A 26,458-nucleotide genomic window follows, 5' to 3' on the forward strand; every position below is an offset into this window, starting at 1 on the left:
ACACCGGCAGGCCGGTGACCCGGTGACGCACCGCTCAGTACATTGAACGTAAACCCTCGTTCACTCCTCATCCCAAGGGGCCGTGCCTCATGTCTGGAACGACCGGTACCACCTCAGTGATCGTCGCGGGCGCCCGCACGCCCATGGGTCGCCTGCTGGGCTCGCTCAAGTCCTTCTCCGGCGCCGACCTCGGCGGATTCGCCATCAAGGCCGCCCTGGACCGCGCCGGCATCGGCGGCGACCAGGTGCAGTACGTGATCATGGGCCAGGTGCTCCAGGCGGGTGCCGGGCAGATCCCCGCTCGCCAGGCCGCCGTCAAGGCCGGCATCCCGATGGGCGTCCCCGCCCTCACCATCAACAAGGTGTGCCTCTCGGGTCTCGACGCCATCGCGCTCGCCGACCAGCTGATCCGCGCGGGCGAGTTCGACGTGGTCGTCGCCGGCGGCCAGGAGTCCATGACCAACGCCCCGCACCTGCTGCCGAAGTCCCGCGAGGGCTACAAGTACGGCGCCATCGAGATGCTCGACGCCATGGCGTACGACGGCCTCACCGACTCCTTCGAGGGCATCGCCATGGGCGAGTCCACGGAGAAGCACAACACCCGTCTGGGCATCCCGCGCGACGTGCAGGACGAGATCGCCGCCCTCTCCCACCAGCGCGCCGCCGCCGCCCAGAAGAACGGCATCTTCGAGGCCGAGATCACCCCGGTCGAGATCCCGCAGCGCAAGGGCGAGCCGGTCGTCTTCTCCCAGGACGAGGGCATCCGCGGCGAGACCACCGTCGAGTCCCTCGGCAAGCTCCGCCCGGCCTTCGCCAAGGACGGCACCATCACCGCCGGCACCTCCTCGCAGATCTCCGACGGCGCCGCCGCCGTGGTCGTGATGAGCAAGGCCAAGGCCCAGGAGCTCGGCCTGGAGTGGATCGCCGAGATCGGCGCCCACGGCAACGTGGCGGGACCGGACAACTCCCTCCAGTCGCAGCCGTCCAACGCGATCCGCCACGCCCTGAAGAAGGAGGGCCTGGAGGTCGAGGACCTCGACCTGATCGAGATCAACGAGGCCTTCGCCGCGGTGTCCCACCAGTCAATGAAGGACCTCGGCGTCAGCCCCGAAAAGGTGAACGTCAACGGTGGCGCCATCGCGCTCGGCCACCCCATCGGCATGTCCGGCGCCCGCGTGGTGCTGCACCTGGCCCTGGAGCTCAAGCGCCGCGGCGGCGGCGTGGGCGCGGCGGCCCTGTGCGGCGGCGGCGGTCAGGGCGACGCGCTGATCCTCCGCGTCCCGGGTAAGTAAGTCACCTACGCAAGCGCAAGGAGCTCGACTGATGGTGGACGTCCCCGCTCTGGTCGCCCAGGCACGGGAGGGCCGGCCGCGTGCCGTGGCCCGGTTGATCTCGCTCGTGGAGGGGGCGTCCCCGCAGCTGCGCGAGGTGATGGCGGCGCTCGCCCCGCTCACGGGCGGCGCCTACGTGGTGGGCCTGACCGGCTCGCCCGGCGTCGGCAAGTCCACGTCGACCTCGGCGCTCGTCTCCGCGTACCGCAGGGCGGGCAAGCGGGTCGGCGTGCTCGCCGTCGACCCGTCCTCGCCGTTCAGCGGCGGCGCGCTCCTCGGTGACCGGGTGCGGATGTCGGAGCACGCCTCCGACCCGGGCGTCTACATCCGCTCCATGGCGACCCGCGGCCACCTCGGCGGCCTCGCCTGGGCCGCCCCGCAGGCCATCCGCGTCCTGGACGCGGCCGGCTGCGAGGTGATCCTCGTGGAGACCGTCGGCGTCGGCCAGTCCGAGGTGGAGATCGCCTCCCAGGCCGACACCTCGGTGGTGCTGCTCGCGCCGGGCATGGGCGACGGCATCCAGGCCGCGAAGGCGGGCATCCTGGAGATCGGCGACGTGTACGTGGTCAACAAGGCCGACCGGGACGGGGCCGACGCCACCGCCCGCGAGCTCAACCACATGCTGGGCCTCGGCGAGGCCCGCGCCCCGGGCGACTGGCGGCCGCCGATCGTGAAGACGGTCGCGGCGCGCGGCGAGGGCGTCGACGAGGTCGTGGAGGCCCTGGAGAAGCACCGCGCGTGGATGGAGGAGCACGGCGTCCTCGCCGAGCGCCGCCGGTCCCGCGCGGCCCGCGAGGTCGAGACGATCACGATCACGGCCCTGCGCGAGCGGATCGGCGACCTGCACGGCGACCGCCGCCTCGACGCGCTCGCCGAGCGCATCACGGCCGGCGACCTCGACCCGTACGCGGCCTCCGACGAACTGGTCGCTAGCCTGACGGGCAACTAGGCCGTGTGTGAGAAGGGCCTTCCCGGACGACCGGGAAGGCCCTTCTCACATGTGCGTCGAATGTGTCAGGTCGGCCGGGTCACGGCTTGCCGCGCCGTCCGCGCAGCTGCTCGGAGATGGGCTTCAGCGACTCGTGGAGGTCGCCGAGGGCCTCCGGGCTGAGCTGGTCGATGAAGTGCTTGCGGACCGACTCCACGTGGTGCGGGGCGACCTTGTGCATGGTCTCCATGCCCTGGTCGGTCAGCACCGCGTACAGGCCGCGCCGGTCGGACTCGCAGTTCTCGCGCCGGACGAGGCCGGCGTTCTCCATCCTGGTGATCTGGTGGGAGAGCCGGCTCTTGGACTGGAGGGTGGCCGAAGCCAGGTCGCTCATCCGCAGACGCCGCTCCGCCGACTCCGAGAGGTTCACCAGGATCTCGTAGTCGTTGATCGTCAGGCCGAAGGGCTGGAGGTCCTTCTCCAGCTGGTACATCAGCATTCTGTTGACGTCCAGATACGTGCGCCAGGCGCACTGCTCGGTATCGGTGAGCCAGGGGGTGGCCGTCTCGGTCTCCATATATGGATTCTACCTAAGAAGTTGAATACTTGACGAATTCTGGGAGTGTGTTCGACGCGTCACTCTCCGCAGACTACCGCTCACAGGCCGAAGCGACGCTGCAGGTCCCCGAGCTGACCGGGAAGACGCGGTACCGAACCCGCCCCGCCCTGGCCGGATCCATGCGCTCCCGGACCGCCGCCCGGTACGCCCGGCTGTCCGCCCGGCCCCCCGATCGCCCGCTCCGCCATCAGCAGCTCCGTCGACTGGAGCAGCACCGTGCCCGCCCCCACGAACTCGAACTGGTGCTCCTCGCCCGAGGTGCCCCCGATGCCCGTCAGCGCCCGAACGCCGCCCATCACGCCCGTCATGTAGCCGTGGTCGTAGTGGTGGCACGGGGAGGGGCAGTCCGCCCAGCCCACCAGGGCCTGCGGATCCACCCGCAGCGGCGGCTCCATGAAGACCACCGGACCGTTGGACGCGGCGACGAACTTGCCGGTGCCGATCAGCGTCACGAAACCCGGCACGATCGACTGCTTCAGCGCCAGCGACGGCTGGTAGGCCAGCAGATTGCCCGAACGGATCGTCAGGTTGCCCTCGTCCAGGTCGAACGAGTTCACGTCGAAGGCCCGGTCCGCGAGCAGCATCTTGCCGCTGCCCTCCGCCACCACCCAGTCGCTCGCGTGCAGCGGCGAGTGGAAGGAGGTGCGCACCAGCCGGTCGAGCCGGCCGTGCCCGATCCCGTTGAACTCGATCCGCCCGTAATAGGCGATCATCTTGCCCTTCTGCAGGAACCACTGGGAGCCCTTGAGCTCCACGCAGAAGGTGTACGGATTGACGTTGTCGTCCGACGGCAGCGTCATCGGGTCATGAATCACCGGGGCGCTCACAGCTTCTCCTCCGAGGCCTGGACGTACACCGCACCGCTTCCGCTCAGCTCCAGCTGGAACGCCTCGCCCGAGCCTCGGCCCACCATGTCGCGCCAGCCGAGCGCGGTGGACAGCTTGTTGCGCACGTCCCCGTGATGGGCCACGTACGCCTGCGGATCCACGTGCACCGGACGGCCCGGCGCGATCGGCAGCTCGATGACCCCGCCGTGCGCCATCACGGCCACCGAGCCGTGACCCTTCAGCGTGGTCGTGAACAGGCCCTGGCCGGTCACCTGACCGCGCACCATGCCCATCACGCCGCCCTGCGAGCCCATGAACATGGTGCCCTGCTCCAGGGTGCCGTCGAAGGCGAGGAGCCGGTCGGCCTCCACGTACAGGGTGTCGCCGGTCAGGGCGATGACCTGGATGTGGTGCCCGCCGTGGCCGAACATCACGGTGCCGTTGCCCTCGACCGTCATCAGCGGGGTCGCCTCGCCGGCCACCCGGCGACCGATCATCGACGCGAGGCCGCCCTGGCCGCCGGCGATGTTCGGCGTGAAAGTGACGTCGCCGCGATACGCCAGCATCGCGCCGCGCTGGCTGAACATGCGCTGCCCCGGGACGACCGTGGCCTCGACCATCTTGGAGTTGATCTCACGGAACGGCATCAGACATCCCCACCGATCGTGTTCCGCTCGCTCGGCTGGACGTACACGAGCCCGTCGCCCTCGAAGCGGATCTGGAACGCCTCGCCGCCGCCCTCGCCCATGAACGTGCGGAAGGTCACACCGGACTGGAAGCTCTGCTGGAGGTTGCCCTGGTGGGCGATGTACGCGCCGGGGTCCACGGACAGCGGGTACTGCGGGGTCACCCGGAGCACGACCGCCGGGCCGTCGGACATGATCGCGGCCTGGCCGGTGCCCTCGACGGTCGTGGTGAACAGGCCGTTGCCGGTGGCGCCGCCGCGCAGACCGGTGAAGCTGGTGCCGGTGCGCAGCCCGGCGTCGGTGCACAGCAGATTGCTCGCCTCGACGAACAGCTTGTCGCCGTGCAGCTGCACCAGGTTGATCTCGGAGGCGCGGTCGGCGAACCAGCAGGTGCCCTGCCCGCGGACCTCCATCACCTCCATCTGCTCACCGGTGAGGCGGCGGGTCACCATGCCGCGCAGGCCCTCACCGCCACCGGACATCTTCTTGAAGGCCATCTGGCCGTCGTAGGCGACCATCGAGCCGTTTTTCGCCTTGACGGCGTCGCCGGTCATGGTCACGGCGAGCACTTTGCTGCCCTGGAGTCGGAACGTTGCCACGAGGGGACGGTACTTGCCCCCCGGATAAAGAGACAGCAAAGTCCCCATGCACAATGGAACGGCCCTTGTGCATCCGTTCACAAGATCGAACGAAGGTGACCCCTGTCGTGGACATCAAGACCGCTTCCTCCCTGCACCGGCTCCGGCTCGTCTCCGCGCCCGAAGCCGTGTCGTTCCTGCTCCTGCTCGTCTGCTCGGTGCTGAAGCGGACCACGGACTTCAACGCGGTGCCGGTGATGGGCGCGATCCACGGCATCCTGTTCATCCTCTACGTGCTCTTCTGGCTGGACGCCTGGAACCGCACCAAGTGGTCCTTCACGACCGCGGCGCTCTACTTCGTCCTCTCCGTCCTGCCCTTCGGCGGCTTCTTCGCCGAGCGCAAGCTGAAGCGCGAGGCCGAGGCCGCGGTGATCGCCTCCCGCGCCCGCCGCGAGGGCACGGTGAACGCGTGATCGTCGCGTTCTCGGTGACCCCGCTGGGCGTGGGGGAGGAAGTCGGCGAGTACGTGGCCGACGCGGTCCGGGTCGTGCGCGAGTCGGGCCTGCCGAACCGCACCGACGCGATGTTCACGTCGATCGAGGGCGAGTGGGACGAGGTCATGGACGTCGTCAAGCGCGCCGTCGCCGCCGTGGAGGCGCGCGCCCCGCGCGTCTCCCTCGTCCTCAAGGCCGACATCCGGCCCGGTGTCACCGACGGTCTGACCTCGAAGGTCGAGACGGTGGAGCGCCACCTGGGGGCCTGAGGTCCGCCTCAGGCCAGCTTCTTGTACATGTGGACGTCCTCGGCTCCGCCGGGGATGCCCAGGGTCCTGCCCGTCTCGACGTAGCCGTGCCGCTGGTAGAACGCCGGGGCCTGGAAGGTGAACGAGGAGACGCAGGCGCGGTCGCAGCCCCGGCGGCGGGCCTCCTCCTCGGCGGCCAGGAGGAGCTCGCCGCCCCAGCCGTCGCCGCGGCTGTCCTCGCGGACCCAGAGCATCTCGATGCCGAGCAGTCCGCCCCACGTCCAGGCGGACAGGCCCCCCACGATCTCGCCGGCCTCGTCGACGACCTTCACCGTCAGCGTGCCCTGATCGGCGGCGGTGGTGCCGGTGGCGGGGAAGTTGATCTCGTCGAGTCCCTGGGACAGCCGCTCGTCGAGCGCCGCGTCGCGGTGGCCGACGCTGAGCTTCGGCCGCGTGTGATCGTTCGCCATGCCGCAGAGTCTGACACGCGCACACGAACCCGCGTTCGATCTTGAGCATGTGCTCAAAAGTCGCTACTGTCCTCGGTGAGCGCCGTTTTGAGCGGCCGCTCAAAACGGGGGAAGGGCACAGTCATGGGCCTCTACGTCGAGACGCGCGTCCGCGTCGACCTGGACACGCTCTGGGAGCGGACACAGGACCCGGCGGAGCACCAGCGGTGGGATCTGCGGTTCACCGAGATCGCGTACCTGCCGGTGGGGCCGGGCGTCGAGGACGGACCCCGGCGGTTCCGGTACGCCGTGCGCGTGCCGCCCTTTCCGGCCGTCGCCGGCACCGGTGTCTCCGCGGGGGAGCGCCACCGGGCCGGCGGCGACCGGGTGTCCGCCCTGCGGTTCGCCTCGCCGCATCCGCTGTCGCCGCTCGCCGAGGGCAGCGGCTACTGGCGGTACGTGCCGGGGGAGGACGGGATCCGGTTCCTCACCGGCTACGACTACCGGCCGCGCTGGGGCCGCTTCGGCCGGGTCGCCGACCGGCTGGTCGTCCGGCCGCTGATGGGGTGGGCGACCGCCTGGTCCTTCGACCGGCTGCGGCTGTGGTGCGAGCACGGTCTCACCCCGGAGCGCGCCCGCGCCCACTGGCTCCTCGAACTCGCCGTCCGGGCCCTGCTCGTGGCCCTCTGCGCCCCGCATCCGGTGGCCCTGGCCGTCGCCTGCGCCGCCGCCCTCCTCGTACCGCCGTCGCCGCGGACGCCCGCCGCCCGCCGCTGTCGGCGCACCCCGCCCGACCGGAGTCGTGCGCCGCGGCTCCTCGCCACCCTGGAGAGGCCATGACCTCCATCTTCCGCGCCGCCATGGGGGACGCCGCCTTCGAGCGGCTGCATCCGGAGCTGCGGCGGCGCTTCTCGGTCGGGCTCGCGAGCGGCGAACTGTGCGTCGGGCGGGGCGTCATGGACCGGATCTGGCACGGCAGGGGAGTCACCGGGCCGCTCCTGCGGCCGTTCCTCGCGCTCGGCGGCACCCGCAACATCCTGCTGCCGCGCACCGGCCGTGACGTGCCCTTCGTCATCGAGAACACCCCGTACCTCGACTCGTACGGGCGGGAGACGGTCACCTTCGTGCGGACCTTCGCGCTGCCCGGCGGGCCGCGCCGGTTCGACGCCACGATGGTGCACAGCCCGGCGCGCGGCTGTGTGCTCGACTACCTCGGCACCCACCAGCACCTCGCCAGCGAACTGCGGATGACCGCCGAGCCGGACGGTTCGCTGCTGATCCGCTCCGGCGAACACCGCTTCCGTGAGGGCCCGTTGGATCTGCGGGTGCCCGAACTGATCGGCGGGGACGCGGAGGTGCGGGAGTCCTTCGACGAGCGCACCGGCCGCTTCCGCATCCGGGTGCGGGTCGTCAACCGTTACGTGGGGCCGCTGTTCGGCTACGAGGGGTCCTTCACGGCCTCGTACGCGCCCGTCCGTGAACGCGGCGTACGTCAGGGGCTGCGGCCCGTCCGCGAGGAGGTGCGGGCGTGAGCGCGGAGGACACCCGGGCCAGGCTCCTTCAGGGCGCGCTGCGCAGCCTCGTCGAGCAGGGCATCGCCAAGACCTCGGCCCGCTCCGTGGCCGCCGCCGCGGGCGTCAACCAGGCGCTGATCTTCTATCACTTCGGTTCGGTCGACGAGCTGCTCGCCGCCGCCTGCCGGCACGGCGCCGAGCAGCGGGTGGCCCGGCATCGCGAACGGCTGCGCGCGGTCGGCAGCCTCTCCGAACTCCTCGCGTTCGGGCGCGAGATGCACGCCGAGGAGCGCGCGGCCGGCCATGTCGCCGTGCTCGGGCAGCTGCTCGCCGGGGCGCAGACCCATCCGCGGCTCGCCCCGGCCACGGCCGCCGGGCTCGACCTGTGGATCGCGGAGATCGAACAGGTGCTGCGGCGGGTGCTGGCCGGCGGCCCGCTCGACGGGCTCGTCGACCCGGCCGGGCTCGCCCGGGCCCTCGCGGCCTCCTTCGTCGGGATCGAGCTGTACGAGGGGGTGGACCCGGCGGGCGCGGACGCCGCCCTCGACGTGCTCGAACACCTGGGCGGTCTGATGGCCGCGCTCGACGAGCTGGGTCCGGTCACCCAGAAGGCCGTGCGGTACGCGCTGCGCCGAAGGAGTGCTCTTTCGTAAAACCCCTCACGCGGAAAACCCCTCACTCGGACGCCTCCAGTCGACACGCCGTTGAATGTCCCCTTTCGTGGGGCTATCGACCCGTTCGACGACAGCTGGAGGCACCGTGCGGCCGGGAGGCTACGACTACGACACCTACAGCCGACTCGCCGGTCCCCTCACGGACCCGGACCCGGGGGAAGGCGCCTACACGGTGCGGTACCGGAGCCTGCTCGCGAAGGAGCCGCACCGAATACGCGCCGTCCTCCTCATGGGGCTCGCGCCCGTCCTCTCCGCGCTGCTCCTCGTCTACCTGGTCTGGCCGAGCCACTGGACCGTCCGCGAGGGCGGGGAACGGTGGCTGGTCCGCTTCGACACCGTGATGCTCGTGTCGATCGGGCTCATCTGCTTCTTCATGCTGGTGAACGTCGCCTCGATCGCCCACGCCACCCTCGTGGCCCGCGACCCCGTACCCGTCCGCCCCGAGCCCGGCACCCGGGTCGCCTTCCTCACCACCTACGTGCCCGGCAAGGAACCGCTCTCCATGGTCCGGGCCACCCTCGAAGGCGCCGTACGGCTGCGCCACGACGGCCCCCTCGACGTGTGGCTGCTCGACGAGGGCGACGACACCACCGCCAAGGCGCTGTGCGAGGAGCTCGGCGTCCGCCACTTCACCCGCGCCGGCGTCCCCGAGTGGAACCGCGCGAAGGGCGTCCACAAAGCCCGTACCAAGCACGGCAACTACAACGCCTGGCTCGCCATGCACGGCGACGGCTACGACTTCTTCGCCTCCGTCGACACCGACCACGTGCCGCTGCCGAACTTCCTGGAGCGGATGCTCGGCTACTTCCGCGACCCGGACGTCGCCTTCGTCGTCGGACCGCAGGTCTACGGCAACTACACCTCCGCCGTCACCAAGGCCGCCGAGTCCCAGCAGTTCCTCTTCCACGCGCTCATCCAGCGGGCCGGCAACCGCTACCGCGCCCCCATGTTCGTCGGCACCAACAACGTCATGCGCGTCGCCGCCCTGAAGCAGGTCGGCGGCCTGTACGACTCCATCACCGAGGACATGGCCACCGGCTTCGAACTGCACCGCAGCAGGAACCCGGTAACCGGCCGCCACTGGCGCTCCGTCTACACCCCCGACGTGCTCGCCGTGGGGGAGGGACCGGCCTCCTGGACCGACTTCTTCACCCAGCAGCTGCGCTGGTCCCGCGGCACCTACGAGACCCTGCTCAAGCAGTACTGGAAGGCACCCTTCCGCACCCCGCCCGGCCGCCTCCTCAACTACACGCTGATGCTCGTCTACTACCCGATGACGGCCGTCAACTGGTTCCTCGGCATCCTCTCCTGCGTCCTGTTCCTGTGGCTCGGCGCCTCCGGCACCCAGGTCTCCTCCTCGGTCTGGCTGATGATCTACAGCGACGCCGTCGCCCTCCAGATCGGCCTCTACCTGTGGAACCGGCGCCACAACGTCTCACCCCACGAACCCGAGGGCTCGGGCGGCCTGGCCGGCATGGCGATGTCCGCGCTCTCCGCCCCGATCTACCTCAAGTCCCTCGGATCGGCGCTCCTGCGCACCCGCGGCCGCTTCGTCGTCACCCCCAAGGGCGGCGAGGCCAGCCCCGACCGCGTCCTCACCTTCCGCATCCACCTCTTCTGGGCCGCGGTCCTCGTCGCCTCGCTCGTCGCCTCCGTCCCCCTCGGCCACACCCACGCGGCCATGCGCACCTGGGCGGTCCTCGCCCTCGTCATCGCCCTCGCCCCGATCGCCGTGTGGGCCTTCACCGTCCTGCGCGACAAGCGCCGCCTGGCCCTGCGCGTCCGGCTCCGCGCCCAGGTCAGGGCCCGGGCCCGCGCCCGCGGCCGGGCCGACGCCGCCCAGGGCGTCACCCTCGTCACCACCCCCGCGAAGTCCACCACCGCGCCCACGGCCGGCCCCGCCGCCGCGCCCACGACGACCGGAGGGAACTGAGCCATGGCCTACCGGCCGTCCCAGCAGTTCAAGAAGACCCTGTTCGGCAGCGGTGCCGTCATCGTCCTCGCGGCCCTCAACGCCCCCGCCGTCGTCTCCTTCGCCACCGAGAAGTACCACGCCTACAAGATCGCCCAGCCCGGCTACAAGAAGAAGTACGGCTCCTGGGCCGTGGTCGACGTCCCCGAGCGGTACCGCGTCAACGCCATCCACGCGGCCCTGCTGCACACCGGCAAGGTGCTGCTCATCGCCGGCTCCGGCAACGACCAGAAGAAGTTCGACGCCGGCACCTTCGACACCGTCCTGTGGGACCCGGTGAAGAACACCTTCAAGACCATCCCCACCCCCGAGGACTTCTTCTGCTCCGGACACACCCAGCTCGCCGACGGCCGGCTGCTGGTCGCCGGCGGCACCGCCCGCTACGAGGTCCTCGACGGCGAGGTCAGACGGGCCGGCGGCGGCATGCGGGTCAAGAACGAGAGCCCCGACAAGGCCGTCACCCTCAAGAAGGGCACCGTCTTCCGCTCCCCGTCCGGCGTCGAGTACGTCTCCACCTCCGACGTCACCGTCCCCAAGGCCAAGCGCGAGTTCGAGATCTCGTACTTCAAGAGCGGCCAGATGAAGCCCTGGAAGACCAAGGTCACCGCCGCCGAGGTCCGGGTCTTCGTCGAGGCGAGGAAGGAGGGCCCCCAGGCCCTCACCACCGAGGCCGCGCAGTACGAGGTCGTCGGTCTCAAGGGCGACGACGCCGACAACGTCTACGGCCTCGCCCAGAAGCTCACCACCGAGAAGCAGGACTTCCAGGGCATCAAGGCCGCCTACGAGTTCGACCCGAAGGCCGAGCGCTACATCCCGGTCGCCCCCATGAAGGACGCCCGCTGGTACCCCACCCTCGTCACCCTTCAGGACGGCAAGGTGCTCGCCGTCTCCGGCCTCAACGACGTCGGCGACGTCGTCCCCGGCGACAACGAGATCTACGACCCCGCCACCAAGAAGTGGTCCAAGGGGCCCTTCCGCTACTTCCCCACCTACCCCGCGCTCTTCCTCACCAAGGGCGGCAAACTCCTCTACACCGGCTCCAACGCCGGCTACGGACCCGCCGACAAGGGCCGCGAACCGGGCCTGTGGGACCTGAAGAAGAACTCCTTCACCAAGCTCCGCGGCCTCACCGACCCCGACCAGCTGGAGACCTCCGCCTCCCTCATGCTGCCGCCCGTCCAGAACCAGAAGGTGATGGTCCTCGGCGGGGGCGGGGTCGGCGAGTCGCCCGCCTCCACCGCCCGCACCTCGATCATCGACCTCTCCCAGGACAGCCCCGTCTTCAGCGACGGACCCGCACTGCCCCAGGGCACCCGCTACCTCAACAGCGTGCTCATGCCCGACGACACCGTCTTCACCAGCGGCGGCTCCGGCGACTACCGGGGCCGCGGCGGCAGCGACATCCTCAAGGCCCAGTTCTACGACCCGAGGGCCAACGCCTTCGCCCGCGCCGCCGACCCCACCGTCGGCCGCAACTACCACTCCGCCGCGCTGCTGCTGCCCGACGGCCGGGTCGCCACCTTCGGCTCCGACCCGCTCTTCGACGACGCCGACAACACCAGGCTCGGCACCTTCGAGCAGCGCATCGAGGTCTTCACCCCGCCCGCCCTGCACCGCGGCGGCGCCGACCGGCCGGTCCTCGGCGACGGCCCGAGCGAACTCGACCAGAACGGCCGCGCCACCTTCAGGACCGAGGACGCGGCCCGGATCGCCAAGGCCCGGCTGATGCGGCCGAGCGCCGTCACCCACACCACCGACGTCGAACAGCGCTCCGTGGAACTGCGCCTGACCAAGGGCGCGGACGGGACGAGCGTCACCGTCCAGGCGCCGGACGACCGGACCCTGGTGCCGCCCGGCTGGTACATGCTGTTCGTCACCGACCGGGACGGGGTCCCGTCCGAGGCGAAGTGGATCCAGGTGGAGTGACGCTGTTCCCGCCCGGTGCGGGTCAGGACTTGGCGCGGCGCGCGAGCCCCAGGGCGTAGTCGGGCCACCAGGTCCCGGCGGCCGGGCCGCCCCGGCAGGTGCCGTCCGATTCACCGGGCCGCTTGATCCACAGAAACGCGTCGACCAGCGAGTCCCCGGTCCGGTCGGTCGGCGGCACACCGAGCGCCCGGCCCGGCGGATTGCACCAGGCATCCGCCCGGTCGCCCGGCAGCGGGCCGGCGCCGTTGCGGCTGGTGTCCACGACGAAGTGGGTGCCGCCGAGCAGCCGGGACAGGCCCGCGCCGAAGCCGCGCACCACGTCGTCGGTCTGGAAGTTGGCCACGTTGAGGGCGAAGCCGTCCGCCCGCCCGATGCCCGCCCGGCGCAGCGGCTCCACCAGCTTGGCCGGGGCGTCGATCCAGGCCGGGTTGCCAGCGTCCAGATAGACCCGGGTGCGCGGCTGCCGCTTGAACCGCTCGACCGCCCCGGCCAGCAGCTCGAGGCGTTCGTCGTGGTACTGGGCCGGGGTGCAGCCGTCCACGATGTGCGGCACCGCGTCCGGCTCCAGGACCACGATCGCGGGCGCGTCCCCGAGGGCGGAGGCGAAGGCGTCCACCCATTTCCGGTACGCCTGCGCGTCGGGCGCCCCGCCCGCCGAGTACATCCCGCAGTCGCGGTGCGGGATGTCGTACGCGACGAGGACCACCGTCCGCCCGTCGGGCGCCGCGCCCTTCACCGCCCTGGTGACGTCCGGCACGGGATCGTCACCGGCCGGCCACTCGGCCACCGGCCGGTCCGCGATCCGCCTCATGATCGTGGCGTCCTCCGCACGGCCCTGCTTCTCGTACTCCTTCACCTGCCGTGCCGCGTCGCTGTCCGGGTCCACCCAGAACGGTGAGCCGCCGGTCGGGGGCGCCGCCTCACCACGCCCGGCCGGCGGCCCGACCGGGGACACGGGCGCGTCCTTGCCGCCGCATCCGCTGAGCAGCAGCGCGGCGGCGAGCACGACGGTGGCAAGGGAACGACGGGACATCCGGCCCCCAGGGTCGGCTACGGGACGGCAGGGCAGCCGCGCGGACGACGCACGACAGCGCGCGGACGTCACGTGACAGACCGGGACATCCTGACATGGCGGTCAGTCGGTGTCCGGCTGCGACACCGCCGGGGCGATCCCCGGCGGCGTCCGTCGGCGGACGAGAGCGTCGCCGCCGAAGTCCCGGCGACCGAAAGGCGAGACGCGGCTGACCGCCATATGACCAGTGGGTAAGGTCGACGCGTGCCGAAGCCGCTCAGTCTCCCGTTCGACCCCATCGCCCGCGCCGACGAACTCTGGCAGAAGCGCTGGGGGCCGGTCCCCTCGATGGCCGCGATCACCTCGATCATGCGCGCGCACCAGATCCTCCTCGCCGAGGTCGACGCCGTGGTCAAGCCGTACGGGCTGACCTTCGCCCGTTACGAGGCGCTGGTGCTGCTCACCTTCTCCAAGGCCGGGGAGCTGCCGATGTCCAAGATCGGCGAGCGTCTGATGGTGCACCCCACCTCGGTGACCAACACGGTCGACCGCCTGGTGCGGTCCGGTCTGGTCGACAAGCGGCCCAACCCCAACGACGGCCGCGGGACACTGGCGTCGATCACCGAGAAGGGCCGCGAGGTGGTCGAGGCGGCCACCCGCGACCTGATGGCGATGGACTTCGGCCTGGGCGCGTACGACGCGGAGGAGTGCGCGGAGATCTTCGCGATGCTGCGGCCGCTGCGGGTGTCGGCGGGCGACTTCGACGAGGGCTGAAGAGGCCCGCCGGCGGGCGGGCCCCCGGCGGAAGATCGCCCGGAACGTGCCGTTACGCTCGACGGCATGAAATCCAGCGTGCTGACCCGCTACCGCGTCATGGCCTACGTGACCGCGGTCATGCTGCTCGTGCTGTGCACCTGCATGGTCTTCAAATACGGGTTCGACATGGGCGAGGACGTGACCTTCGCGGTCTCCCAGGCCCATGGCGTGCTCTACATCATCTACCTGATCTTCGCCTTCGACCTGGGCTCCAAGGCCCGCTGGCCCTTCGGCAAGCTGCTCTGGGTCCTGGTGAGCGGCACGATTCCGTTCGCCGCTTTCTTCGTCGAGCGCGCGATCGTGCGCGAGACGCTTCCGCTGGTCAGCGGCGCGCAGCCGGCTCCGGCCAAGGTCTGACCCGAACCCCCGCGGCATGCTCGCGGGGGTTTGCCATCGACATTTACTAGGACGTCCTAGTAAATTCGAAGCATGGACGCTGACGCCATCGAGGAAGGCCGCCGTCGCTGGCAGGCCCGTTACGACAAGGCCCGCAAGCGCGACGCCGACTTCACCACGCTCTCCGGGGACCAGGTCGAGCCGGTCTACGGGCCCCGGCCCGGCGACACGTACGAGGGGTTCGAGCGGATCGGCTGGCCCGGTGAGTACCCCTTCACCCGCGGGCTGCACCCGACCGGCTACCGCGGCCGGACCTGGACCATCCGGCAGTTCGCCGGCTTCGGCAACGCCGAGCAGACCAACGAGCGCTACAAGATGATCCTGGCCGCCGGCGGCGGCGGGCTCTCGGTCGCGTTCGACATGCCCACCCTCATGGGCCGCGACTCCGACGACCCGCGCTCGCTCGGCGAGGTCGGCCACTGCGGTGTCGCCATCGACTCCGCCGCCGACATGGAGGTCCTCTTCAAGGACATCCCGCTCGGCGACGTCACCACCTCGATGACGATCTCCGGCCCGGCCGTCCCGGTCTTCTGCATGTACCTGGTCGCCGCCGAGCGCCAGGGCGTCGACCCGGCCGTGCTCAACGGCACGCTGCAGACCGACATCTTCAAGGAGTACATCGCGCAGAAGGAGTGGCTCTTCCAGCCCGAGCCGCACCTGCGCCTCATCGGCGACCTGATGGAGCACTGCGCGGCCGGCATCCCCGCGTACAAGCCGCTCTCCGTCTCCGGCTACCACATCCGCGAGGCCGGGGCGACGGCCGCGCAGGAGCTCGCGTACACCCTCGCCGACGGCTTCGGCTACGTGGAGCTCGGCCTCTCCCGCGGCCTCGACGTCGACGTCTTCGCGCCCGGTCTCTCCTTCTTCTTCGACGCGCACCTCGACTTCTTCGAGGAGATCGCCAAGTTCCGCGCCGCCCGCCGGATCTGGGCCCGCTGGATGAAGGAGGTCTACGGGGCGAAGACCGACAAGGCGCAGTGGCTCCGCTTCCACACCCAGACCGCCGGTGTCTCGCTCACCGCCCAGCAGCCGTACAACAACGTCGTACGGACCGCGGTCGAGGCGCTCGCGGCCGTCCTCGGCGGCACCAACTCGCTGCACACCAACGCCCTCGACGAGACCCTCGCGCTCCCCAGCGAGCAGGCCGCCGAGATCGCCCTGCGCACCCAGCAGGTGCTCATGGAGGAGACCGGCGTCGCCAACGTGGCCGACCCGCTGGGCGGCTCCTGGTACATCGAGCAGCTCACGGACCGGATCGAGGCCGACGCCGAGAAGATCTTCGACCAGATCAAGGAGCGCGGTCTGCGCGCCCACCCGGACGGCAGGCACCCGATCGGCCCGATCACCTCCGGCATCCTGCGCGGCATCGAGGACGGCTGGTTCACCGGCGAGATCGCCGAGTCGGCCTTCCGCTACCAGCAGGCCCTGGAGAAGGGCGACAAGCGGGTCGTCGGCGTCAACGTGCACCACGGCTCGGTCACCGGCGACCTGGAGATCCTGCGGGTCAGCCACGAGGTCGAGTGGGAGCAGGTCCGGGTGCTCGGCGAGCGCAAGGGCCGCCGTGACGAGGCGAAGGTGAAGTCCTGCCTGGACGCCATGCTGGCGGCGGCCCGGGACGGCTCCAACATGATCGCCCCGATGCTGGAGGCCGTGCGGGCGGAGGCGACGCTCGGCGAGATCTGCGGCGTGCTGCGCGACGAGTGGGGCGTGTACACGGAGCCCCCGGGCTTCTAGGTCGTGAGGACACGGCCTGGCCCACCGGCTTCGGCCGGCCGAAGGCTCCGGCGCCCTCGTACGACCTCCGGGTCGTGCGGGGGCGCCGTGGTGTCCAGGGGGGTGCCTACAGCTCGGCCGCCGCGGCGAGGCCGCCGAGCAGCAGGGCCGTGAGCCGCTGCACCCAGGCCTGGTCCACCGGCTCGGCGCTCACCAGGGCCCGGTGCACCACCGCGCCCGCGACCACGTCGAAGATCAGATCGTCGACGGCCTCGACGGTCGCCGGGTCGCGCTCGCGGGGGAGTTCGCCGCGCTCCTGGGCGCGCTGGCGGCCCTCCAGGACCAGCCGCTTCTGGCGGTCCACGATCGAGGAGCGGATGCGGTCGCGCAGCGGCTCGTCCCGGGTGGACTCGGCGACGACGGCCATCAGGGCGGTCTTGGTCTCGGGGCGTTCCAGGAGCGCCGCGAACTGCAGGACGACATCCTCGATGTCGGCCTGGAGGGAACCGAGATCGGGCAGTCGGAGTTCATCGAAGAGGACGGCGACGGCGTCGACGACGAGTTCGTTCTTGTTGTTCCAGCGCCGGTACAGGGTGGTCTTGGCGACCCCGGCCCGGGTCGCCACGTCCCCCATGGTCAGCCTGGACCAGCCCAGCTCCACCAGGGCCGCCCGGGTCGCCTCCAGGATGGCCGTGTCGGCCTCGGCGGAACGGGGGCGTCCGGGTCGGGCGCGGGAGCGGGTACGGCTACACATGGACGTCGACCATACCCGCCGGTAGGTATTGCGCCAGAGGCCGGTCGTGTGAGGCAGTTCACCTCGGGGGCCTGTCCAGGACCGGGGTCCGGGGATTACGCTACGACCCGTAGCGAAAGGCTCGGGGGACACCCCGGCGGCCCCTCGCGACAACCACGGCGCCGGGTGGGGACCCGGCGCACACGAACGACAGGCCGTGCCGTCCTGCCCGCGGACGGCACGGTTCGGCCATCGCTTACCGGTTACGCGCGCGGAGGGGGGAGGATGTAGCCATGCAGCCCCGAAACATGTCCATGAGCGGCGTCGTCGACCTCGCCGCGGTGAAGGCGGCCGGCGAGGCCAAGGCGAAGGCGGAGCAGGCGCGCGCCGAGGCGGCCCGGCAGGGCGGGACGGCGGCCGTCGCCCCCTCCGCCCTGGTGATCGACGTCGACGAGGCGGGCTTCGAGCTCGATGTGCTCCAGCGCTCCGCCGAGGTTCCGGTCGTCATCGACTTCTGGGCCGAGTGGTGTGAGCCCTGCAAGCAGCTCGGCCCCCTTCTGGAGCGGCTCGCCGTCGAGTACAACGGCCGCTTCCTGCTCGCCAAGGTCGACGTCGACGCCAACCAGATGCTGATGCAGCAGTTCGGCATCCAGGGAATTCCGGCCGTTTTCGCGGTGGTCGCCGGTCAGGCGCTGCCGCTCTTCCAGGGCGCGGCCCCCGAGGCGCAGATCCGCCAGACCCTCGACCAGCTGGTCCAGGTCGCCGAGGAGCGCTTCGGCCTCACCGGCATCCAGGTCGACCCCGACGCAGGCCCGGCCGCCGCGGCTCCCGTGCCCGCCGGTCCGTACGACGCCCTGCTCGAGGCGGCCATGTCCGCGCTCGACGCGGGCGACCTGGCCGGTGCCGTCCAGGCGTACAAGAACGTCCTCGCGGACGACCCGGGTCACCCGGAGGCCAAGCTCGGGCTCGCCCAGGCCGAGCTGCTCCAGCGGGTGCAGGCGATGGACCCGGCCGAGGTGCGCAAGAAGGCGGCGGACGACCCGGCGGACGTCGCCGCGCAGATCGCCGCCGCCGACCTCGATCTGGTGGGGGGTCACGTCCAGGACGCCTTCGGCCGGCTGGTCGACGCGGTGCGCCGTACGGCGGGCGAGGACCGGGACGCGGCGCGGCTGCGGCTGCTCGAGCTGTTCGAGGTCATCGGTCCCGAGGACCCGCGGGTGACGACCGCCCGCCAGGCCCTGGCGAGGGCCCTGTACTGAGCCGATCGTCCCCTCCGTAAGGGGACGATTTGGCGACACGGCGACATTCGGCGGCCGCGCTTTACCAAAACTTGGTAATCGCGGCCGCTGTTACTTGCAGTAAATCGAACCTGGATTTCTGTCCGGATTTCTCCGGCCTCATCGCTCTTTGTCGCATCAGGTGGCGGCACCCTGTGTCGCCATCCGGCGGCAGCCTGTCGTGCCGGGGTTATCAGGCCGTTACTAGTGAGTAACGAACCCCCTTGTGCGGGCGCCCGGAATCGACCACGATCGGCGACGCTCGGTCCGACACCGCACCAGCCCGGCAACCCGCCGGCTGCGCGGCGACGGGTCCCCACCGGGCGGGCCGGCGGCAGCGTCGCCGGTCATGGACAGGGGGGTTCCTGCCCTCACCGGCAGGGCCTGTCCAATCCGGCCACACACACGGCGTGGCCAGTGGTTGTCGCTCGGGGGTGATCGCCGGTGATTCGGACGCGCATCGTGCCGCCTGAGCCCTCGGCGCTCTCCTTCCCGAGGACGTAGCACTTCTCCCATCCCAGGACGGGCCCCTGGGCCCATCCGGAGATGTACGTCCGAGAAGGAGGAATTCTCATGAAGTCCCAGGTTCGTGGCGGGACCAGATGGAAGCGGTTCGCCGTCGTCATGGTGCCGAGCGTGGCCGCGACGGCCGCGATCGGTGTCGGCCTGGCCCAGGGCGCGCTCGCCGCGTCCTTCAGCATCTCCGGCCAGGAGTTCAAGGTTAAGACCGACAGCCTCGTCGGTAACGACTTCGTCCAGTACGGCAGCGTCAACGTCGGCAAGGACCTGGAGGGCAAGGACTTCGCCGCTCCGGTGGCGGTCTCCGGCTTCTCCGAGGCCTGGATCACCAACATGTGCCAGTCCGTGGTGACGCCGCACGTCCCGTTCGTCGGTGACGTGACGCTTCAGCTGACGGCCGGCACCGGCAAGGACAAGGTCTACGCGAAGAACATCTACCTGGATGTCTCCTCGCTGAAGACCGACGCCGAGTTCACCAACATCGACATCGGCGTCGCCGCGGGCAACCTGGCCAAGGCGCCGGGCAAGCCGGGCATCCAGCCGAACACCAAGGCCAACCCGTACGGCTTCGGCCAGCGCGCCGAGGTCGCGAAGCTCTCCAACGTCGAGCAGAAGGCGTGGGCGACCACCGCCGGCACCTTCAAGCTGCCCGACCTCAACCTGTCCCTGCACCGGGGCAAGTCGGCCGAGTGCTTCTGAGGCTGAGGTCCGTCCAGGACTGACGCCCCAGGGTGTGGGGCCGTCGCGTGCGGCCCCCACCCGCCCCGGCCGAGTGCCCCTTTTTCACCATCTTTCTCAGCAACACCGCTTTCAGGGAGCTGTTTCCATGAGCGCCGAGTCCACTGCTTCCAGCGGAGTCCCCCAGGAGAACCGGTTCCGTGTCTGGCGGCAGACCCGGCCCTTCTGGGCGGGCCTGTTCACCATCATCGGCGGCATCCCGATCGCCTACCTCCCGTACGGGGACATGCGGCTCGGCAACGTCACGCTCGCCATGGCGACGACGGCCGGCGCCGGCGCGCTGATCATCGGCGTCCTGCTCATCACGCTCGGACTGACGATGTGGTTCCAGCCCGTCGTCCGGGTCTTCGCGGGAGTCGCGGCGATCGTGCTGGGGCTCATCTCCATCCCCGTGTCCAACTTCGGCGGCCTGGTCATCGGCTTCCTCTTCGCCCTGGTCGGCGGCGGCATGTCCGCCTCGTGGGCACCGGCGGAACCGGCCGCGGATGACGCCGGGGACGCCGAGGAGGCGCGGGCGAGCGCCGGGGAGAGCGACGCCCCGGACGAGTTCGGCGCCGCCCCGACCGAGCACGCGCACATGCACGACGGCACGACGCAGCCGGTGATCCCGCAGCAGGGCTCCGAGGCGCCGGTGGCCGAGACGACGATCGAAGCCAACGGCGGGAGGAACAGTGCGGGGTGACGAAACACAGTCGGCCGGGACGACGAGAGGGCCGCGCCACGCGGCTCCCCGCAAGTCCCTCCTGAACAAGATCCACGTGCCCGCCGGCAAGGCGATGGCCCTCGCGGCCATGCCCACCGCGGTGATCGTGGGCATGGGTCTGGCACCCCGGCTCGCCCTCGCCGACGACAAGGACATCCCCTTCGCCCCCGGCCCGTGCGTGACCCGCTCGGACGAACCGGCGGCCGAGGAGACCAAGAAGCCCACGGAGACGGCGGACCCGAAGCCGACGGCGAGCGCGACGGCCACCCCCACCGACAAGCCCGCCCCGGAGACCTCCGCGACCACCGAGCCGAAGCCCACGCAGACGCCCGGCACGACGGTCCGCAAGGAGGCCACGGCGACACCCGCGCCGACCCCGACGGCCACCAGGTCCGTCAACCCGCTCGACCCGCTGGGCGTCGGCGACGCGCTCAAGGACCTGCTCGACGGACCGGACAGGACGACGGCCCCGGCGCCCACGCCGACCGCCACCCAGTCCGGCACGCCCGCCCCGAAGCCCACCGGGAGCACGGCGCCGAAGGACACCACCCCGGTCGACAAGGCCACCGACCGCACCAAGGAGGCCATCAAGGACGCGGCCGACAAGGCCGGTGCCACGACCGAGGAGCTGCCCGACTCCGCCAAGGGCCTGGACGCCAAGAAGGACGAGGACATACCCGACGGCGCCAAGCCGCGCTTCCCGTGCCCCGAACCGGACCCGGAGGCGCTCGCGGCGGCGGAGCTGGAGACCGGCATGCCGCTCCTGCCGGACGAGGCCTGGACCCTGCGGACCACGATGCTCACCCTGCGCGGCCTGGACTACGAGGGCATCGTCGAGGTGAAGACCGCCAGCGGAAAGATCAAGAAGGTCCTCAAGTTCACCGCCGACGAGATCGACATCAAGGACCTGCACCAGCTGACCGTCCACTCCGACGGCCTGACCGGTCACGTCCGCTCCGACAAGGGCTCCACCTCCACCATGCGCGGCGGCAAGGTGACCATGTACACGGAGGAGCTGAAGGGCAACCTCTTCGGCCTCATCCCGGTCACCTTCAGCCCCCAGACCCCGCCCCCGCTGAACGTGCCCTTCGCCTTCTTCTCCGACGCCACGGTGAAGCAGGCCGGCCAGTTCGGCGGCACGCTCAAGGTCCCGGGCCTGCGCAACACCGTCGAGCCGAACTGACGGCTCGCCGAGAACGGCCTGTGGCCGCATCCCTGTCGGGGGATGCGGCCACAGGCCGTTCGTGCGGTCCGCCGTGCGGGCAGGAGCGTCAGTCGCGCTGCGCGCCGCCGAGGTGGTGCACCCGGACCATGTTCGTGGTGCCGGGGACGCCGGGGGGCGAGCCCGCCGTGATGACCATGATGTCGCCGGCGTTGTAGCGCTGGAGCTTCAGCAGCTCCGCGTCGACCAGGTCGACCATGGCGTCGGTGGTCTCCACGAACGGCACGAGGAAGGACTCCACGCCCCAGCTCAGGGTGAGCTGGTTGCGGGTCGACTCGTCCGTGGTGAAGGCCAGGATCGGCTGCTGGGTGCGGTAGCGGGACAGACGGCGGGCCGTGTCGCCGGACTGGGTGAAGGCGATGAGGGCCTTGCCGTTCAGGAAGTCCGCGATCTCGCAGGCCGCGCGGGCGACCGAGCCGCCCTGGGTGCGCGGCTTCTTGCCCGGGACCAGCGGCTGGAGGCCCTTGGCGAGCAGCTCCTCCTCGGCCGCGGCGACGATCTTCGACATCGTCTTGACGGTCTCGATCGGGTAGGCGCCGACGCTCGACTCGGCCGACAGCATGACCGCGTCCGCGCCGTCCAGGATCGCGTTGGCGACGTCGCTCGCCTCGGCGCGGGTCGGACGGGAGTTGGTGATCATCGACTCCATCATCTGGGTGGCGACGATGACCGGCTTGGCGTTGCGGCGGCACATCTCCACGAGGCGCTTCTGCACCATCGGGACCTTCTCGAGCGGGTACTCCACGGCGAGGTCGCCACGGGCCACCATCACGGCGTCGAAGGCGGCGACCACGTCCGCCATGTTCTCGACGGCCTGCGGCTTCTCCACCTTGGCGATGACGGGGACCCGGCGGCCCTCCTCGTCCATCACCTTGTGGACGTCCTTGACGTCGTCGGCGTTGCGGACGAAGGACAGCGCGACCATGTCGCAGCCCATGCGCAGCGCGAAGCGGAGGTCCTCGACGTCCTTCTCGGACAGGGCCGGGACGTTGACCGCGGCACCGGGCAGGTTGATGCCCTTGTGGTCGGAGATGACACCGCCCTCGACGACGATCGTCTTCACCCGCGGGCCCTCGACCTCGACGACGCGCAGCTCGACGTTGCCGTCGTTGATGAGGACCTGGTCGCCCTTGGAGACGTCGCCGGGCAGCCCCTTGTACGTGGTGCCGCAGATGGACTTGTCACCGGGGACGTCGTCGGTGGTGATGGTGAACTCGTCACCGCGCACCAGCTCGACGGGACCCTCGGCGAAGGTCTCCAGACGGATCTTGGGGCCCTGGAGGTCGGCGAGCACGCCGACGGCGCGGCCGGTGTCCGCCACCGCCCTGCGGAGACGGTCGTACCGCTCCTGGTGCTCTGCCTGGGTCCCGTGGCTCATGTTGAAACGGGCCACGTTCATGCCGGCCTCGATGAGAGCCTTCAGCTGCTCATACGAGTCGACGGCGGGGCCCAGCGTGCAGACGATTTTGGAACGGCGCATGAGGCGGATCCTATCGGTTTGTTTCACTGCGGAATATTCCGTCTGGCGGAAAGTACAAATGGGCGGGGGGCCGCTCAGGCGTTCACTTCTCCGGACGTCAATTCGGGCGCACCCTGCACCAGGGCGAAGCTCTGCCGGGCGATCTCCAGCTCCTCGTCGGTCGGGACGACGGCCACCGCCACCCGTGCGTACTCCGGCGAGATGATCCGGGCCTCGTCGGAGCGCACGGCGTTCAGGTCGGCGTCCACCGCCAGGCCCAGCTCCTCCAGGCCCGCGATCGCAGCTTCCCGCACCGGGGCCGCGTTCTCACCGACCCCCGCCGTGAACGCCACCGCGTCCACCCGGCCGAGCACCGCGTAATAGGCCCCGATGTACTTCTTCAGGCGGTGGATGTAGACGTCGAAGGCCAGCGCCGCCCGCTCGTCGCCCTCGTCGATCCGGCGCCGGATCTCCCGCATGTCGTTGTCCCCGCACAGCCCGACGAGACCGGACCGCTTGTTCAGCAGGCCGTCGATCTCGTCCGACGTCATGCCGGCCACCCGCTGGAGGTGGAAGGTCACCGCCGGGTCGATGTCGCCCGAGCGGGTGCCCATGACCAGGCCCTCCAGCGGGGTGAGCCCCATGGAGGTGTCCACGCACCGGCCGCCCGCCACCGCCGAGGCGGAGGCCCCGTTGCCCAGGTGCAGCACGATCACGTTCACCTCCTCCGGCGCCTTGCCGAGCAGCCTCGCCGTCTCCCGGGAGACGTACGCGTGCGAGGTGCCGTGGAAGCCGTAGCGGCGGATGCGGTACGCGTCGGCCGTCTCCACGTCGATCGCGTAGCGCGCCGCCGCCTCCGGCATGGTGGTGTGGAAGGCGGTGTCGAAGACCGCCACCTGCGGCAGGTCGGGCCGCAGCGTCATCGCCGTACGGATGCCGACGATGTTCGCCGGGTTGTGCAGCGGCGCCACCGGGACCAGCCGCTCGATCTCGGCCAGCACCTCCTCGTCGATGACGGTCGGCGCGCTGAACCGCAGCCCGCCGTGCACCACCCGGTGGCCGATCGCGGCCAGCTCGGGGGAGTCCAGGCCGAGCCCGTCGGCCGCCAGCTCCTCGGCGACCGCCTTCAGGGCCGCCGCGTGGTCGGCGACCGGCCCGTTCCGCTCGCGCCTCGCGGCACCGCCGCCCGGCAGCGGCGTGTGCACGAGCCGCGAGTTCTGCTCGCCGATCCGCTCCACCAGGCCGACCGCGAGACGGCCGCCGTCCTTCATGTCGAGCAGCTGGTACTTCACCGACGAGGAGCCGGAGTTGAGGACGAGGACACGGGTGGGGGTGCCGGTCATGCGGGGAGCTCCTGACCCTGGGCGGGGTTCTGGGACTGGATCGCCGTGATGGCGACCGTGTTGACGATGTCGCTGACGAGCGCGCCGCGCGAGAGGTCGTTCACGGGCTTGCGCAGACCCTGGAGCACCGGGCCGACGGCGACCGCGCCGGCCGAGCGCTGCACGGCCTTGTAGGTGTTGTTGCCGGTGTTGAGGTCCGGGAAGATCAGCACGCTGGCCTGGCCGGCCACCTCCGAGCCGGGCAGCTTGGTCGCCGCGACGGAGGGCTCGACGGCCGCGTCGTACTGGATCGGACCCTCGATCCTCAGCTCCGGCCGGCTCTCGCGGACCAGCTTGGTCGCCTCGCGCACCTTGTCGACGTCGGCGCCGGAGCCGGAGGTGCCGGTGGAGTACGAGAGCATCGCGATCCGCGGCTCCACGCCGAAGCGTGCGGCGGTGGCCGCCGACTGCACCGCGATGTCGGCGAGCTGCTCGGCGTTCGGGTCCGGGTTGACCGCGCAGTCGCCGTACACCAGCACCTTGTCGGCCAGGCACATGAAGAAGACCGAGGAGACGATCGACGCGTCCGGCTTGGTCTTGATGATCTCGAAGGCGGGCCGGATGGTCGCGGCCGTGGAGTGCACCGAGCCGGAGACCATGCCGTCGGCCAGGCCCTCCTCGACCATCAGGGTGCCGAAGTAGTTGACGTCCGACACCACGTCGTACGCGAGCTCGACGGTGACGCCCTTGTGGGCGCGCAGCCGGGCGTACTTCTCGGCGAAGGAGTCGCGCAGCTCCGAGGTCTGCGGGTCGATCAGCTGGGTGGCGCCCAGGTCCACGCTCAGGTCGGCGGCCTTCTTGCGGATGGCCTCGACGTCGCCGAGCAGGGTCAGGTCGCAGACGTCGCGCCGGATCAGCACGTCGGCGGCGCGCAGCACCCGCTCCTCGGTGCCCTCGGGCAGGACGACCCGGCGGCGGTCGGCGCGGGCCTGCTCAAGCAGCTCGTGCTCGAACATCATCGGGGTGACCCGGCCGCTGCGGGCGACCGAGAGCCGCCCGAGGAGTTCGGCGGTGTCGACATGACGCTCGAAGAGACCGAGGGCGGTCTCCGCCTTGCGCGGGGTGGCCGCGTTCAGCTTGCCCTCGAGGGCGAAGAGCTCGGCGGCGGTGGGGAAGCTGTTGCCCGGTACGGAGATGACCGGGGTGCCGGGCGCGAGGCGGGCGGCCAGGGTGAGGATCTCGTCGCTGGGCCGCTCGTTGAGGGTCAGCAGCACACCGGCGATCGGCGGGGTGCCGGCCGAGTGCGCGGCGAGCGCGCCGACGACCAGGTCGGCCCGGTCGCCGGGGGTGACCACCAGGCAGCCGGGGGTCAGCGCGTTGAGGAAGTTCGGCAGCATCGCGCCGCCGAAGACGAAGTCGAGGGCGTCCCGGGCCAGGCCGGCGTCGTCGCCGAGGACGACGGAGGCGCCCAGCGCGTGGGTGATCTGGGAGACGGTCGGCGCGGCGAGGGCCGGCTCGTCGGGCAGCACGTAGCAGGGCACCGGCAGCCGGGCCGAAAGGCGTTCGGCGATCGCGGCCCGGTCCTCGGCCGCGACCCGGTTGACGACCATCGCGAGCACGTCGCAGCCGAGCCCGTCGTAGGCGCGGAAGGCGTTGCGGGCCTCGGCCCGCACGGACTCGGCGGGCTGGCCCTTGCCGCCGACCACCGATATCACCGAGGCGCCGAACTCGTTGGCGAGCCGGGCGTTGAGCGCGAGCTCGTCGGGCAGCTGGGTGGCGGCGAAGTCGGTGCCGAGGACGAGGACGACCTCGTAGTCACGGGCGACCGCGTGGAAGCGGTCCACCAGCCGGGACACCAGCTCGTCGGTGCCCCGCTCGGCCTGGAGCGACGACGCCTCGTGGTAGTCCATGCCGTAGACGGTGGCGGCGTCCTGGGACAGCCGGTAGCGGCTCCGCAGCAGGTCGAACAGGCGATCGGGGCCGTCGTGCACCAGCGGGCGGAACACCCCCACCCGGTCCACCTGGCGGGTCAGGAGCTCCATGACTCCCAGCTCGACGACCTGGCGGCCGTCTCCGCGGTCGATCCCGGTCACGTACACGCTGCGCGTCACGCCGTGGTCTCCTGTCCGATTCTTCGTCGACTTCGTCAATCGAGTGTGTTCAAAAAGCGCCATTAGGGTGGCATCGACCTCTTGACAATACCCTCGCGGATGGATAGGACGCCTGCCGGACGAAGGGCCGGGAAGAAGGGCCCCGAGGGCCGGGACCGAAGGCCCCGCAAGGCCCGTGGCACCGGACGCGC

At 70.9% G+C, this 26,458-nt stretch carries 26 protein-coding genes; 16 read left to right on the forward strand and 10 right to left on the reverse strand.

Annotated features, from left to right (window positions below):
- Positions 1-89: 89 nt before the first annotated feature.
- Both ACFY7C_RS23365 and meaB read left to right on the forward strand, forming a co-directional pair.
- Positions 90-1,292, forward strand: coding sequence for an acetyl-CoA C-acetyltransferase (locus ACFY7C_RS23365; RefSeq protein WP_389653827.1), 1,203 nt, complete (start codon positions 90-92; stop codon positions 1,290-1,292).
- Positions 1,293-1,323: 31 nt separating this feature from the next.
- Complete coding sequence (meaB, locus tag ACFY7C_RS23370) at positions 1,324-2,280, forward strand: methylmalonyl Co-A mutase-associated GTPase MeaB (RefSeq protein ID WP_389653829.1); 957 nt, start codon at positions 1,324-1,326, stop codon at positions 2,278-2,280.
- Positions 2,281-2,359: 79 nt separating this feature from the next.
- Here meaB and ACFY7C_RS23375 read toward each other — a convergent pair whose 3' ends face one another.
- The 4 genes from ACFY7C_RS23375 to ACFY7C_RS23390 all read right to left on the reverse strand — a co-directional run bounded on the left by ACFY7C_RS23375 (position 2,360) and on the right by ACFY7C_RS23390 (position 4,990).
- Positions 2,360-2,836: a MarR family winged helix-turn-helix transcriptional regulator gene (locus tag ACFY7C_RS23375; protein ID WP_389653830.1), complete on the reverse strand. Its 477-nt coding sequence runs from the start codon at positions 2,834-2,836 to the stop codon at positions 2,360-2,362.
- 80 nt (positions 2,837-2,916) lie between these two features.
- On the reverse strand, positions 2,917-3,705 hold the full coding sequence (locus tag ACFY7C_RS23380) for an AIM24 family protein (protein ID WP_389653832.1): 789 nt from the start codon (positions 3,703-3,705) through the stop codon (positions 2,917-2,919).
- Positions 3,702-4,352 carry an AIM24 family protein gene (locus ACFY7C_RS23385; protein WP_389653834.1) on the reverse strand — a complete coding sequence of 217 codons (651 nt, stop codon included), beginning with the start codon at positions 4,350-4,352 and terminating at the stop codon, positions 3,702-3,704. Before ACFY7C_RS23385 ends, ACFY7C_RS23380 begins: the two co-directional genes overlap by 4 nt.
- Positions 4,352-4,990, reverse strand: coding sequence for an AIM24 family protein (locus tag ACFY7C_RS23390; RefSeq protein WP_389653836.1), 639 nt, complete (start codon positions 4,988-4,990; stop codon positions 4,352-4,354). The genes ACFY7C_RS23385 and ACFY7C_RS23390 overlap by 1 nt, the downstream gene beginning before the upstream one ends.
- A gap of 107 nt (positions 4,991-5,097) precedes the next feature.
- Here ACFY7C_RS23390 and ACFY7C_RS23395 point away from each other — a divergent pair, with 107 nt between their 5' ends.
- Both ACFY7C_RS23395 and ACFY7C_RS23400 read left to right on the forward strand, forming a co-directional pair.
- A complete protein-coding gene (locus tag ACFY7C_RS23395; protein WP_389653838.1) occupies positions 5,098-5,442 on the forward strand; it encodes a DUF3817 domain-containing protein in 345 nt (114 codons plus the stop codon).
- Positions 5,439-5,732 (forward strand): MTH1187 family thiamine-binding protein, encoded by a 294-nt coding sequence (locus tag ACFY7C_RS23400; RefSeq protein ID WP_030553578.1) that lies wholly within the window; start codon positions 5,439-5,441, stop codon positions 5,730-5,732. The genes ACFY7C_RS23395 and ACFY7C_RS23400 overlap by 4 nt, the downstream gene beginning before the upstream one ends.
- 8 nt (positions 5,733-5,740) lie before the next feature.
- Here ACFY7C_RS23400 and ACFY7C_RS23405 read toward each other — a convergent pair whose 3' ends face one another.
- Complete coding sequence (locus tag ACFY7C_RS23405; RefSeq protein WP_389653840.1) at positions 5,741-6,181, reverse strand: GNAT family N-acetyltransferase; 441 nt, start codon at positions 6,179-6,181, stop codon at positions 5,741-5,743.
- Positions 6,182-6,304: 123 nt separating this feature from the next.
- On the opposite strand from ACFY7C_RS23405, the gene ACFY7C_RS23410 reads away from it, so the two are divergent.
- From ACFY7C_RS23410 to ACFY7C_RS23430, 5 genes are all read left to right on the forward strand, one after another.
- A complete protein-coding gene (locus tag ACFY7C_RS23410) occupies positions 6,305-7,000 on the forward strand; it encodes a hypothetical protein (RefSeq protein ID WP_389653842.1) in 696 nt (231 codons plus the stop codon).
- On the forward strand, positions 6,997-7,692 hold the full coding sequence (locus tag ACFY7C_RS23415) for a DUF4166 domain-containing protein (protein ID WP_389653844.1): 696 nt from the start codon (positions 6,997-6,999) through the stop codon (positions 7,690-7,692). The genes ACFY7C_RS23410 and ACFY7C_RS23415 overlap by 4 nt, the downstream gene beginning before the upstream one ends.
- Positions 7,689-8,327, forward strand: a complete 639-nt coding sequence (locus tag ACFY7C_RS23420) for a TetR/AcrR family transcriptional regulator (protein WP_389653846.1) — start codon at positions 7,689-7,691, stop codon at positions 8,325-8,327. The genes ACFY7C_RS23415 and ACFY7C_RS23420 overlap by 4 nt, the downstream gene beginning before the upstream one ends.
- A 106-nt stretch (positions 8,328-8,433) precedes the next feature.
- Complete coding sequence (locus ACFY7C_RS23425) at positions 8,434-10,281, forward strand: glycosyltransferase family 2 protein (RefSeq protein ID WP_389653848.1); 1,848 nt, start codon at positions 8,434-8,436, stop codon at positions 10,279-10,281.
- 3 nt (positions 10,282-10,284) lie between these two features.
- On the forward strand, positions 10,285-12,246 hold the full coding sequence (locus ACFY7C_RS23430; protein WP_389653850.1) for a galactose oxidase-like domain-containing protein: 1,962 nt from the start codon (positions 10,285-10,287) through the stop codon (positions 12,244-12,246).
- Between the two features lie 22 nt (positions 12,247-12,268).
- Here ACFY7C_RS23430 and ACFY7C_RS23435 read toward each other — a convergent pair whose 3' ends face one another.
- A complete protein-coding gene (locus ACFY7C_RS23435; protein WP_389653852.1) occupies positions 12,269-13,279 on the reverse strand; it encodes a glycoside hydrolase family 6 protein in 1,011 nt (336 codons plus the stop codon).
- Positions 13,280-13,522: 243 nt separating this feature from the next.
- On the opposite strand from ACFY7C_RS23435, the gene ACFY7C_RS23440 reads away from it, so the two are divergent.
- From ACFY7C_RS23440 to ACFY7C_RS23450, 3 genes are all read left to right on the forward strand, one after another.
- The gene (locus ACFY7C_RS23440) at positions 13,523-14,032 is read left to right on the forward strand and encodes a MarR family winged helix-turn-helix transcriptional regulator (RefSeq protein ID WP_389653854.1); all 510 of its coding nucleotides are present in this window, start codon (positions 13,523-13,525) and stop codon (positions 14,030-14,032) included.
- Between the two features lie 66 nt (positions 14,033-14,098).
- Positions 14,099-14,431, forward strand: a complete 333-nt coding sequence (locus ACFY7C_RS23445; protein ID WP_389653856.1) for a DUF3817 domain-containing protein — start codon at positions 14,099-14,101, stop codon at positions 14,429-14,431.
- A gap of 72 nt (positions 14,432-14,503) precedes the next feature.
- The gene (locus tag ACFY7C_RS23450; protein ID WP_389653858.1) at positions 14,504-16,204 is read left to right on the forward strand and encodes a methylmalonyl-CoA mutase; all 1,701 of its coding nucleotides are present in this window, start codon (positions 14,504-14,506) and stop codon (positions 16,202-16,204) included.
- Between the two features lie 106 nt (positions 16,205-16,310).
- On the opposite strand, the gene ACFY7C_RS23455 is transcribed toward ACFY7C_RS23450, so the two are convergent.
- Positions 16,311-16,937: a TetR/AcrR family transcriptional regulator gene (locus ACFY7C_RS23455; protein ID WP_389653860.1), complete on the reverse strand. Its 627-nt coding sequence runs from the start codon at positions 16,935-16,937 to the stop codon at positions 16,311-16,313.
- A 272-nt stretch (positions 16,938-17,209) separates the two neighbouring features.
- Here ACFY7C_RS23455 and ACFY7C_RS23460 point away from each other — a divergent pair, with 272 nt between their 5' ends.
- The 4 genes from ACFY7C_RS23460 (at position 17,210) to ACFY7C_RS23475 (ending at position 21,336) form a co-directional block, all read left to right on the forward strand.
- Positions 17,210-18,175 (forward strand): tetratricopeptide repeat protein, encoded by a 966-nt coding sequence (locus tag ACFY7C_RS23460; protein WP_389653862.1) that lies wholly within the window; start codon positions 17,210-17,212, stop codon positions 18,173-18,175.
- A 591-nt stretch (positions 18,176-18,766) separates the two neighbouring features.
- Entirely contained in the window at positions 18,767-19,411 is a 645-nt protein-coding gene (locus tag ACFY7C_RS23465; protein WP_389653864.1) for a DUF6230 family protein, read from the forward strand.
- A gap of 127 nt (positions 19,412-19,538) precedes the next feature.
- Positions 19,539-20,132 (forward strand): DUF6114 domain-containing protein, encoded by a 594-nt coding sequence (locus tag ACFY7C_RS23470; protein ID WP_389653866.1) that lies wholly within the window; start codon positions 19,539-19,541, stop codon positions 20,130-20,132.
- Positions 20,122-21,336, forward strand: coding sequence for a hypothetical protein (locus tag ACFY7C_RS23475; RefSeq protein ID WP_389653868.1), 1,215 nt, complete (start codon positions 20,122-20,124; stop codon positions 21,334-21,336). Before ACFY7C_RS23470 ends, ACFY7C_RS23475 begins: the two co-directional genes overlap by 11 nt.
- A gap of 88 nt (positions 21,337-21,424) precedes the next feature.
- Here the strand turns inward: ACFY7C_RS23475 and pyk are convergent, their stop codons facing one another.
- The 3 genes from pyk to pta form a co-directional block, all read right to left on the reverse strand.
- Positions 21,425-22,855, reverse strand: a complete 1,431-nt coding sequence (gene pyk / locus ACFY7C_RS23480) for a pyruvate kinase (RefSeq protein ID WP_389653870.1) — start codon at positions 22,853-22,855, stop codon at positions 21,425-21,427.
- A 74-nt stretch (positions 22,856-22,929) separates the two neighbouring features.
- On the reverse strand, positions 22,930-24,177 hold the full coding sequence (locus ACFY7C_RS23485; RefSeq protein ID WP_389653872.1) for an acetate kinase: 1,248 nt from the start codon (positions 24,175-24,177) through the stop codon (positions 22,930-22,932).
- Positions 24,174-26,267 carry a phosphate acetyltransferase gene (pta, locus tag ACFY7C_RS23490; RefSeq protein WP_389653874.1) on the reverse strand — a complete coding sequence of 698 codons (2,094 nt, stop codon included), beginning with the start codon at positions 26,265-26,267 and terminating at the stop codon, positions 24,174-24,176. The genes ACFY7C_RS23485 and pta overlap by 4 nt, the downstream gene beginning before the upstream one ends.
- Positions 26,268-26,458: the final 191 nt, after the last annotated feature.

It is taken from the genome of Streptomyces sp. NPDC012769 (assembly GCF_042901205.1).
In the GTDB taxonomy this organism is placed as follows: Bacteria; Actinomycetota; Actinomycetes; order Streptomycetales; family Streptomycetaceae; genus Streptomyces.